We start from the raw sequence: 10,360 nt of genomic DNA on the forward strand, positions 1-10,360 counted from the left end.
GAAACCATCGTCCAGATGGACCAAAGGCCGATCATGCACTAACAATCAAATTGGACCACTCAAGTGGGGCTGATCAGGGTCGCTCGGGTCGAAAACTGGGAACTTAACCTCTGGTTCCACCGATACGGCGCCAACAAGTCCGACCCTCCCATCAATTACTATGCTGACTTGCTTGAACGCTTCCAGAAACTGTCCGCATCATATTTCGACGAGCCGGACTATGAAGGCATCGAGCTGTTCGTTGCGGAATGGGGTGACAGTACATGGTTGATTGATGGCGAAAGGCTTTCGAATATTCGTGACAAAGCCTCGGACTTTTCGTCTTGAATAGTATAGCAGTTTTTGCTCTCTGAAATCCCTTGAATGTCAAAATCAATGGCTACCTTCTGACTATAGAGACTTGAAGAACATTTCTTGTCTCAGCCAGTCATCTAACACAGTGATTGAATAATGTCGCCAATTGGTATTCGAGGCCGGTGCAGGTGATGGACCTTCACTATTGGAAAAACACCAGTTTAGATAATCTTCGGAAACATCAAGATACCGGGCTGCTTTTGCTGTAGTGAGCAGCCTCTCCGGGTTCAATGTCGACATTTCTCACCTCTTTTTTTTGCGCGTGCATTGCTGCCTTAAGAAAGACAGTCAAAGCGCTAACGTCTGAGGTCTGACGTGCTCAATAGGTGGAGCTACCGCGTGGCGCAGTGTGCAACTCTATGGCAAACGAAGATCACTTCTTGTCTCTGCTAGGCCCTTCCAATATGCGGGAAATAGTTGCTCCAATGGCATTTGCGGCGATGACTGCGGGGTCGCTGTCGACATGAGCGTACCGAGCAGTCGTTTGCGGCTGACTATGGCCAAGAAGCCGTCCGATAATCGGCAGAGATACGCCTTCACCCACCGCAATACTTGCGGCGGTGTGCCTGAGATCGTGTATGCGAACGTTCTCGACTTCAGCCCGCTCGCATATGCGCGCCCAAGGCTTGGAGATATTCACCAAACACTGCCCTTTCCGTAGTCCTGGGAAAACAAAGGGGGATTGTGGATCGCGGCTGTGTTTCTGCTGCAGCCGCAATATCTGCACTGCCTGCTCACTCAAAAAGATGGACTTTTGGCCGGTCTTGCTATCCGGCAGAACGATGAGGCTGTTTTCCGAAGATACCCACGCCCATCTGCATGTGAGGACTTCGTTTTTCCTAGCCCCGGTCAACAGCAGCAGCGTCAACGCGTTCGCCATACTTGGCCAGATGTCACCTTCCTGAACGAGGTCGCGCATAGCTTCGCCAATCCGTGAAAGCTCAGCGACACTCAGAAAGCGCTCCCGATTGTGCTCCTTGTTTTTCTTCACATAGCGACAAGGATTGGTTCCTTGGTCTCGCCACTCCCACATTTCAGCCAGGGTCATTAGCTTGGAAAGCAACGCAACGGCTCGGTTCGCCCGAAATGGCGTCTTGGCTAGTGCACGATGGAAGGCGTCAACGTCTGCGCGGCTAATCTCGGCAATTGGCTTTGTGCCGAGTTTCGGGCCGATCAGGTTCTCATAGTTTGAACAGTAATCGCGGATCGTAAGTGGTTTCTTCTCCTTCAGTTCACCGGCAGCGAACCTCTCCCAAGCATCGTTTAGTCGAGGGGCTTTTCTGAGCGCGAACCGTTGGCCTTGAGGGTCTTCCCCGCGCTTCACGGCGGCAAGTATCTGCTGAGCATGATCCTTAACCTTCTCAAGCGGTATTTCGCCATGAGTGCCAAGTGTCATCCAGCGTTGGGTCGCCGATCGCCCCCCACCGTAAGCTCTATATTTGACAACGTATCGCTTCTTTCCAGAGGGTAGCACTTTGACCCCGAAGCCCGCAAGAGTCTGGTCCCACAAATAGTACGGTTTGCCGTCATTTGGCTCGGCAACATCAATCCGTTTCTTCGACAGTTTCATCGAAAGATCCTCACCTTAATTTTTGGATAGCAACCACGCAGCAACCAATCTGTGTAGTTTTGCGTGCTGCTACATAGTAAAGTAATTAGTGAGGAAATTCAAAAATGATATAATTTACAATACCTTGTGGTGAAGTGTGGTGCAGTGTGTAGTCAGGTGGAAATATCCGAAAATAGTTTTTGTAATCAGTAGGTCCGCGGTTCGAGTCCGTGTGGGGGCACCATTCCACCCTTTCAAACCTTTTTGTCACAGATTGCGTCATTGTGGTCGCCTGTTGCACCCGACCGCCCGGGCGTGATGGCGGGCAGGGGCCTCAACGCGTTTCAGGCTGCGAGCCTTTTGCCGGTCAGGGGATCCGTTTCAGCGAGTCGCGCAGCATGATGGAACTGTCCAGCTGTTCCGGCTGCCCCTTGCTTTCGTGTTCGACCATGCGGACCAATTCGGCAGCCGCGCGGCGCCCCATTTCGCGGTGGGGGACATGTACGGTGGTCAAAGACGGTGTCAGAATGCGCGCCAGTTCGATGTCGTCGAACCCGGTGATCGAAATGTCATCCGGCACGGAAATGCCCAACTCGCGCGCGCGGCGCATCGCACCTGCCGCCAGAACGTCATTGCCACACATCACGACGGTGGGCCGCGTTCCGCCCCGCAGGAGTTGCTCGAAAGCCTCCGCGCCGTTGTCGATATCATACGGCGTTTCGATGATGGGCATTGCTGCGGGATCCATGCCGTTTTCCAACAGGGCATCGATGATCCCCTGCCGTCGGCCCTCGGCGCGGTCATTGCCTTCAACAATGCCGGAAATCATCGCGATGTCCCGATGACCCATCGCTATCACCTTGTTCGCGAGCGCCTGCATCGACCGCCGGTTGTCAAACCCGATGCAGGGCTGATCTGCGCCGGGCAGGAAGGCCCATGCCAGAAGGGTCGGGATCTCGCGTTGCCGCAAATAGCGATACAGATCCGGATGCCTGGCATACCCGATCAACAGCAACCCATCCGCGCCGCGTGCCACCAGCGCGCGCACCTGCTCGGCCTCAATCTCGGGGCGGTACGAGGTGCTGGACACCAAAAGTGTATAACCGCGGGCGTGCAACTCCTCCTGAAAGGCCTGAAGCCCGCGGGCAAAGATGGCATTCTCCATCGTGGGGATGATCGCCCCGATCGTGAAGGTACGTTTCGCGGCCATGACCTTGGCCCCGAAATTTGGCGTATACCCCAGGTCTTCGACCGCGCGCATCACCTTGGTGCGCGTCCGTTCCACCACACGCTCAGGTGAGTTCAGGCAACGCGACACGGTCGCCGTCGAGACGCCGGCCTTTCGGGCAACATCGTCGAGGGTGGGTACGGTTCGGACTGAAGACATGATCCTGCCTGTCTGTGTTTCAATTTTCTTGAACGCTATCTTTCATAAAGTCAAAGAGTTCATCGCGGATCAGCGCGTTTGCACGACTCGGATGTAAGCGCTTGCACGAATCAAATGTAAGCGCTTACAGTACGGGTGGAACAACACTCATTTCAGGCTGTCCTCAATGTTTCTTGCTGCGTCTCTGATCGTCTTTGTCGTGTATTTCGCCAATGTCGCATTGGGGGCTTTTGCCGCGAGCGCATTCCTCGGGGATGTCGGCGAGATGTTGGTTCTGTTTGCCGCGTCGATCCTGTTTGTCGTCGCCATTCTTCAAAAAGAAGCTGACCGAAAAAACAAAGACGGCAGTTAAGGACTTTCTGGGAGGAAACCAAATGAACAATGACCGCAAGGATCTTGCGTCGGCCGCGCGCCGTAATTTTCTGAAACTGACGGCAACGGGCAGCTTTACCGCAGCCATGGTGGCCGGGGCAGGCGGGATGCTCTGGTCGTCCAAAGCCGCCGCCCAGAGCGCGAACGAGGAACGCACCCGCGAGGCTGCGGCCGATCATGTGATGGTGCTCGCAACGGCCTATCCCGTCGGCGCGTCTCGCGGCTACCCGATCATGCAGCTGGACCTGAAGGAAAACATCCAGAACGCGACCAACGGCAAGGTCTACGTCAAGCTCGCGCCCGGTGGTCAGCTGGGGGCCGGTGGTGCTCTGGTGCAGGCCGTTCAGGGTGGCACCATTCAGGCGGCACAGCACTCGCTGTCCAACTTTGCCCCTTTTGCATCGACCGTTGACCTGATCAACATGCCGTATCTCTGCGGCTCCAACCAGCGTTTCACCAACCTGGTGAATTCGCAATTCTGGAAGGACACGGTGGAACCCAAGGTCGAGGAAAACGGCTTCAAGGCACTGTTCTATGTCAACATCGACCCGAGGGTTGTCGCGGTGCGCAAAGGCGGTGCAGGTGCCGTGATCACGCCGTCCGATCTGCAAGGCGTCAAGTTCCGCGTGCCCGGTTCCAAGATGCTGCAACAGTATTACCGCATGGTCGGCGCCAACCCGACACCTGTGGCCTGGGGTGAAACGCCTTCGGCGATCAAGCAGGGCGTTGCAGACGCGCTTGATCCGTCCGTGGGCGCGCTCGAAGTCTTTGGGTTCAAGGATATCCTGAGCCACGTGACCTTCACCCAGGCGGTGCCGGACAGCCAAGTCTATTCCTGTAACCTCGAATGGTTCAACTCCATGCCTGCGGACGTGCAGGACGGTATCATGTGGGGGTCCGAGATGACGGCGCACCAGAACCTCGCCAAAGTGCCGTCGGCCCGCGCCTATGCCATGGCCGAACTGGTCAAGGCGGGCGTCCAGTTCCACTCGCTCAGCGAGGACCAACTGGCCGAATGGAAGGCCGCAGGCGGCTACCAGCGGTCCGAATGGGATGAGTTCAAGGTCGAGCTGGCCGGTTCCATGGACAACTTTGCCAAGATGGAAGAGGCCGCAAGCACCCAAGGCAAGTATTACGTGCACGACGCGTAAGTCGCCTGACCGGGCGCGGCTCCCTGCGCGCCCGGCATTTCCTTCCGCCACGAGAGATCGACCGCGCCTGCGCGCGCCGGTTCCGCTTGGCTAATCTGCAGGTTCCGACATGGATATATTGCGCCGAATTGACCGCGATGCCGAGCGTTGGCTGCTTCTGGTTTTCTACGTGATGCTCGTCATCACCATGGCCATCGAAGTGCTGCGCCGCGAAGTTTTCTCCTTCTCATCGATCTGGGGCGAGGAGATTGTGCGATACTCGTTTATCTATCTTGCATGGATCGGTGCCGCGGCCGCCGTCAAGGAACGCGCGCATATCCGCATTGATGTGGTGATGCACTACCTCGGGCCCCGGCCCAAGGCGCTGCTCTATATCCTGGGCGATCTGGTGATGTTCGGGGTCGCGATCATCGCGCTCTACTGGTCTTACGAATCCGTCCATGTCTCGGCCAAGTTCGGGTCGGTCACGGACGGGCTGCGGGTCTCCAAGGTCTGGTTCCTCATGGCGGTCCCCGTCGGCTTTGGACTGATCGTCATCCGGCTGATCCAATCCATGATCCGCGATGTTCACTGTCTTCGCACGGGCAAGCCCGTGTTCGAGGGCGACACCCTGTTTGACGAAGGATAACGCAGATGCTCTGGCAAACCTTTGAACAAACGGTTGAACTTGGGTGGGATTTCTATCTGCCCGTGATCATCTTCGTCGCCCTGATCGCACTGGCCGTGCCCGTGTGGGCCGCCATCGGCACCTCGGCCATCCTGATGCTGACAATGTCGGGTGATCTGCCCCTCAGCCTTGTGGGCGAAAAGCTTTTTACCGGCATCGACGCCTTTGCGCTGACCGCCATTCCGCTCTTTATCCTGACGGGTGACGTACTTGTGCGCACCGGGCTCAGTCGGAAATTCCTCGACGTGGCCGAGGCACTGACCTGTTTCACCAAGGGCGGGTTCGGGTCGGCCACGGTGCTGGTCTGCGGCATGTTTGCGGCGATCTCGGGCTCTGATGCGGCGGGCGCTGCCGCTGTGGGGCGCATGACGATCTCGCGGCTGGTCGAATCCGGCTACCCCCGGCCATACGCCTGCGCACTGGTCGCCGCGGGGGCCTGCACCGGCATCCTGATCCCGCCGTCCATCGCTTATATCATCATCGGCCTTGTGCTGGGCATATCGGCCTCGACACTGTTCCTTGCCGCGCTGATCCCCGGTCTGTGCATCCTGATTTCGATCCTGATCACCAACCTGATCGTCAACCGCATCTATGCCTACGAGGGTGGCGGCCAGATGACATTCGGTGAATGGATGGGCAATCTGGGGCGGTCGCTGAAATCCGGCTGGTACGCGTTCATCGTGCCCGGCATCATCTTTTACGGCATCTTCTCGGGCCGGCTGACCCCCACCGAAGCGGGCGCAACCGCCGTCGTTGTCACCATCATGATGGGCTTCATCCTGCGCACGCTCAGCCTTGCGGATTTTCCTGCGATGCTGGTCAGTTCGGCCAAGGTCAACGGTGTCATCCTGCCGATTATCGCCTTTTCCGCGCCGCTGGCCGAGGCGCTCGCGATCATGGGCGTGCCACAGGGCTTCGTGACCGCCGTGACCGGTTTGACGGATGAACCGTGGCTGCTGATCCTGCTGATGATCGGCATCCTGATCGCGGCGGGCTGCGTGATGGAAACCACGCCGAACATCGTGATCCTCGCGCCGATCCTCAAGCCGCTTGCGGACAATATCGGCATGAACGAGATCCAGTTCTGTATCATGATGATCACCGCATTGGGTGTCGGTTTCATCACGCCGCCGCTCGGGCTGAACCTCTTTGTGGTGTCGGGCATAACCGGGGAATCCATCCTCAAGATCGCCGTCCGCGCCGTTCCCTTTGTTCTGTGCATGTTCATCGTCGTGCTGCTGATCGCCTATGTGCCAGCGCTGTCGACGACGTTCCTGCCCGAAATCTACAAGTAGGACCTTTGAAAATGACACGCGAGTATCTCAAGAAAGCGACCCTGACGGCCAAATCCGACGCCACGGAAGTGCACGAAACGGTCAAGACCATCCTGGCCGATATCGAGGCAGGCGGCGACGCAAAGGCTATGGAATATGCGGCCAAGTTCGACCGTTACGAGGGCAATGTCATGCTCACCGCCGAAGAAATCGCGGCGGCCGCTGACCTCGTACCCGACAAGCTCAAGGCCGACATCCAGTTCGCCCATGAAAACGTCAAACGGTTTGCCGAGGCACAAAAGGGCACCGTCTCGGACGTCGAAGTCGAGATCGTGCCCGGCATGATCGCGGGCCAAAAGGCAATCCCGGTGGATGCGGCGGGCTGCTATGTGCCCGGTGGCCGCTATAGCCACATCGCCAGTGCGATCATGACGGTGACGACGGCCAAGGTGGCGGGATGTGGGCATATCACGGCCTGCTCTCCACCGCGGCCGGGCGTCGGCGTCGCCCCGGCCATCATCTACGCGGCACATCTGTGTGGCGCGGACAAGATCATGGCACTCGGCGGCGTGCAGGGTGTCGCTGCGATGACCTTTGGTCTGTTCGGCCTGCCACGTGCGAACATCCTGGTCGGCCCCGGCAACCAGTTCGTGGCCGAAGCCAAGCGCATCCTTTTTGGTCGCGTCGGCATCGACATGATCGCGGGCCCGACCGACAGCCTGATCCTCGCGGACAAAACGGCGGACGCGCATATCGTGGCGACCGATCTGGTCAGCCAGGCCGAACATGGGTACAATTCGCCCGTGTGGCTGGTGACGGATGACCGCGCGCTGGCCGAGACGGTGATGGAGATGGTGCCGGGGCTGATCGACGATCTGCCGGAGGTGAACCGCGAAAATGCCTTTGCCGCGTGGCGCGATTATGCCGAGGTGATCCTGTGCAGCGACCGCGAGGAAATGGCGGCCTGTTCCGACGAATACGCGCCCGAGCACCTGACCGTGCAGGCCGAGGATCTGGAGTGGTGGCTGGAGCGGCTGACCTGCTATGGGTCGCTGTTTCTGGGCGAGGAGACCACGGTGTCCTATGGTGACAAGGCCACCGGCACAAACCACGTGCTGCCGACCTCGGGGGCTGCGAACTATACCGGCGGTCTGTCTGTGCACAAGTACATGAAGATTGTCACATGGCAGCGTGCCACCCGTGACGGGGCCAAGCAAGTGGCCGAAGCCACCGCCCGCATCTCGCGGCTCGAAGGGATGGAAGGGCACGCCCGCGCAGCCGACGTGCGCTTGGCCAAGTATTTCCCCGATGAAACCTTTGATCTGACCGCGAATGGCTGATCCTGGGGCATTGTTTGACCTGACGGGCCGTGTGGCCTGCGTCACCGGGGCCAGCTCTGGCCTCGGACGGCGGGCGGCCATCGCGTTGGCGGGGGCAGGCGCGCGTGTCGTGGGCGTGGCCCGGCGCGCGGAGGCGCTTGACGGCCTGGTGGACGAGGTCGGCCCGGCCGCTGCGTCGGTTGTCGCCGACGTCGCGGACCGGGGCGGGATTCCGGCGCTGGCAGCGGCCATCGCAGCCCCGTTCGGCAGCCCCGATATCCTGATCCATGCGGCGGGTATCAACACGCGACAGACCGCGGATGACGTCACTGCCGAAGGCTGGGACCAGACGCTTGCGCTCAATATCACCGCCCCGTTCTTTCTGTCGCAAGCACTTGTGCCCGCGATGAAAGCCAAGGGCTGGGGCCGCATTGTGAACTTTGCCTCCTTGCAGACCACGCGCGCCTTTCCCGGCGGGATCGCCTATGGCACGACCAAGGCGGGCATCGGACAGTTGACCCGCGCCATGGCCGAGGCGTGGTCGCCCCACGGGATCACCGCCAATGCCATCGGTCCGGGGTTCTTCCCGACCGAATTGACCCAGGCCGTGTTCGCCGACCCTGACCGCGCGGACCGCAACGCGGCGCAAACCTGCATCGGCCGCAATGGCCGCATGGAGGATATCGACGGGCCGATCCTGTTCCTGTGTTCGGACGCGTCGGGATATGTGACCGGACAGACGCTGATGGTTGACGGAGGGTTCACCGCGAAATGAAGGCAATGGTATATGAAGGGGTCGAGACGCTGGCGGTGCGCGACGTGTCCAAGCCGCAGCCGAGTGCGGGCCAGTCTCTGGTGCGCGTTTCGTCCGCTGGCATCTGCGGGTCGGACATGCACGCCTATCTGGGCCATGACGCGCGGCGGCCGGCCCCTTTGATCCTGGGCCACGAGGCGGCGGGCGTGATCGAGGGCGGGGCGCGGGATGGCACCCGCGTGACGATCAACCCGTTGGTGAGCTGCGGCACTTGTCAGGCCTGTCTGTCCGGTCGCGAGAACCTGTGCCCGGAGCGGATGATCATTTCCATGCCCCCGCGCGAGGGGGCTTTTGCGCAATATGTGGCGATGCGCGATGACAATCTGGTCGAGGTGCCGGACGCCGTGCCGCTGGACAAGGCCGCACTCGCCGAACCCCTGGCCGTCAGCTGGCATTCCGCGCGGCTGGGGCTTGCCGCGCTTGATCCCGGTGCCACACGGACGGCGCTGGTGCTGGGCGGCGGGGCCATCGGCCTGGCTGCGGCCTTGGCCTTGCGGGCGCAGGGCATTGAGGACGTCACTATAGCCGAGCCGAATAAAGCACGACGCAGTTTTCTGGAATATCAATGCGATGAGGCATGTGTCCCCGCGGGGACAGGGCAATACGGCCTCGTCATCGACGCGGTGGGCTATGCCGCGACCCGGTCTGCGGCCTCTGCGTTGGCCGAACCGGGCGGGGTGATTGTGCATATCGGCCTGGGCGAAGACACCGGCGGTCTCGATGTGCGGCGCATGACTTTGCAGGAGATCACCTTTATTGGCACCTATGCCTACACGCCGCAGGATTTCCGCGACACCTGCGCGGCGATGTTCGACGGGCGGCTTGGCCCCCTCGACTGGACAGAGCAACGCCCGCTCAGCGCGGGGCCCGAGGCCTTTGCCGATTTGCGCGCCAGCCGTGTTGCAGCACCCAAGATCATACTGGACCCATGGGCATGACCTTTTCACCAATCCGATCGGAGACACGCCATGTACTCTAAAATTCTCGTTCCGATGGCGTTGGACCACGGCGTGTCGATGCACACGCTCGAGATCGCACATGCCCTGCGCACGGACGGCAGCGAGATCATCGCCCTGCACGTCCACGAAGCGCCGCAAGGCTCCGTGAGCGCCTATCTGGACGAGGCGACCGTTGCGGCGGGGTTTCAGAAGGCGCGCGACGATCTGGAAGGCAAGCTCGCCCAGCATCCCGGTGTCACGCCGGTCATCGTCAAGGGGCACTCGGCCCGCACGATCATCGATTATGCCAATGCCAACGGCATCGATTGTATCGTGATCGGGTCGCACAAGCCGGGCCTGTCCGACTATTTCCTCGGTTCGACCGCCTCGCGCGTGGTGCGCCATGCCGGGTGCGCCGTCCATGTACATCGCGCGTCGCATTAGCGACGCCTTACCCACCCAAGAAAGGTTCTTTTTCCATGAACATCGACAAGAAGATCACGGATGATCTTGTTGCGAATGGCGTGTCGTTCGT

The 10,360-nt window shown here is 59.9% G+C and carries 11 protein-coding genes; 9 read left to right on the forward strand and 2 right to left on the reverse strand.

The genetic code is table 11. The annotated features are described in order from the left end of the window. Positions 1 to 63: 63 nt before the first annotated feature. Positions 64 to 327 carry a hypothetical protein gene (locus Q0949_RS20520; RefSeq protein WP_299376968.1) on the forward strand — a complete coding sequence of 88 codons (264 nt, stop codon included), beginning with the start codon at positions 64 to 66 and terminating at the stop codon, positions 325 to 327. Positions 328 to 727: 400 nt separating this feature from the next. Here Q0949_RS20520 and Q0949_RS20525 read toward each other — a convergent pair whose 3' ends face one another. Next, positions 728 to 1,924, reverse strand: a complete 1,197-nt coding sequence (locus Q0949_RS20525; RefSeq protein WP_299376971.1) for a site-specific integrase — start codon at positions 1,922 to 1,924, stop codon at positions 728 to 730. A 346-nt stretch (positions 1,925 to 2,270) separates the two neighbouring features. After that, a complete protein-coding gene (locus Q0949_RS20530) occupies positions 2,271 to 3,290 on the reverse strand; it encodes a LacI family DNA-binding transcriptional regulator (protein WP_299376973.1) in 1,020 nt (339 codons plus the stop codon). 166 nt (positions 3,291 to 3,456) lie between these two features. Here Q0949_RS20530 and Q0949_RS20535 point away from each other — a divergent pair, with 166 nt between their 5' ends. From Q0949_RS20535 to Q0949_RS20570, 8 genes are all read left to right on the forward strand, one after another. Continuing rightward, entirely contained in the window at positions 3,457 to 3,642 is a 186-nt protein-coding gene (locus Q0949_RS20535; RefSeq protein ID WP_299376976.1) for a hypothetical protein, read from the forward strand. Between the two features lie 22 nt (positions 3,643 to 3,664). Beyond that, positions 3,665 to 4,813: a TRAP transporter substrate-binding protein gene (locus Q0949_RS20540; protein WP_299376979.1), complete on the forward strand. Its 1,149-nt coding sequence runs from the start codon at positions 3,665 to 3,667 to the stop codon at positions 4,811 to 4,813. 109 nt (positions 4,814 to 4,922) lie between these two features. Then, positions 4,923 to 5,441 carry a TRAP transporter small permease gene (locus Q0949_RS20545; RefSeq protein WP_299376982.1) on the forward strand — a complete coding sequence of 173 codons (519 nt, stop codon included), beginning with the start codon at positions 4,923 to 4,925 and terminating at the stop codon, positions 5,439 to 5,441. A 5-nt stretch (positions 5,442 to 5,446) separates the two neighbouring features. Then, positions 5,447 to 6,775: a TRAP transporter large permease gene (locus Q0949_RS20550; protein WP_299376985.1), complete on the forward strand. Its 1,329-nt coding sequence runs from the start codon at positions 5,447 to 5,449 to the stop codon at positions 6,773 to 6,775. An 11-nt stretch (positions 6,776 to 6,786) separates the two neighbouring features. Continuing rightward, complete coding sequence (gene hisD, locus Q0949_RS20555) at positions 6,787 to 8,094, forward strand: histidinol dehydrogenase (protein WP_299376988.1); 1,308 nt, start codon at positions 6,787 to 6,789, stop codon at positions 8,092 to 8,094. Next, on the forward strand, positions 8,087 to 8,848 hold the full coding sequence (locus tag Q0949_RS20560; protein ID WP_299376990.1) for an SDR family oxidoreductase: 762 nt from the start codon (positions 8,087 to 8,089) through the stop codon (positions 8,846 to 8,848). The genes hisD and Q0949_RS20560 overlap by 8 nt, the downstream gene beginning before the upstream one ends. Beyond that, entirely contained in the window at positions 8,845 to 9,825 is a 981-nt protein-coding gene (locus Q0949_RS20565; RefSeq protein WP_299376993.1) for an alcohol dehydrogenase catalytic domain-containing protein, read from the forward strand. The genes Q0949_RS20560 and Q0949_RS20565 overlap by 4 nt, the downstream gene beginning before the upstream one ends. Positions 9,826 to 9,855: 30 nt before the next feature. Beyond that, a complete protein-coding gene (locus tag Q0949_RS20570) occupies positions 9,856 to 10,269 on the forward strand; it encodes a universal stress protein (protein WP_299376995.1) in 414 nt (137 codons plus the stop codon). Positions 10,270 to 10,360 lie beyond the last annotated feature (91 nt).

It is taken from the genome of uncultured Tateyamaria sp. (assembly GCF_947487805.1).
Classification (GTDB): Bacteria; Pseudomonadota; Alphaproteobacteria; order Rhodobacterales; family Rhodobacteraceae; genus Tateyamaria.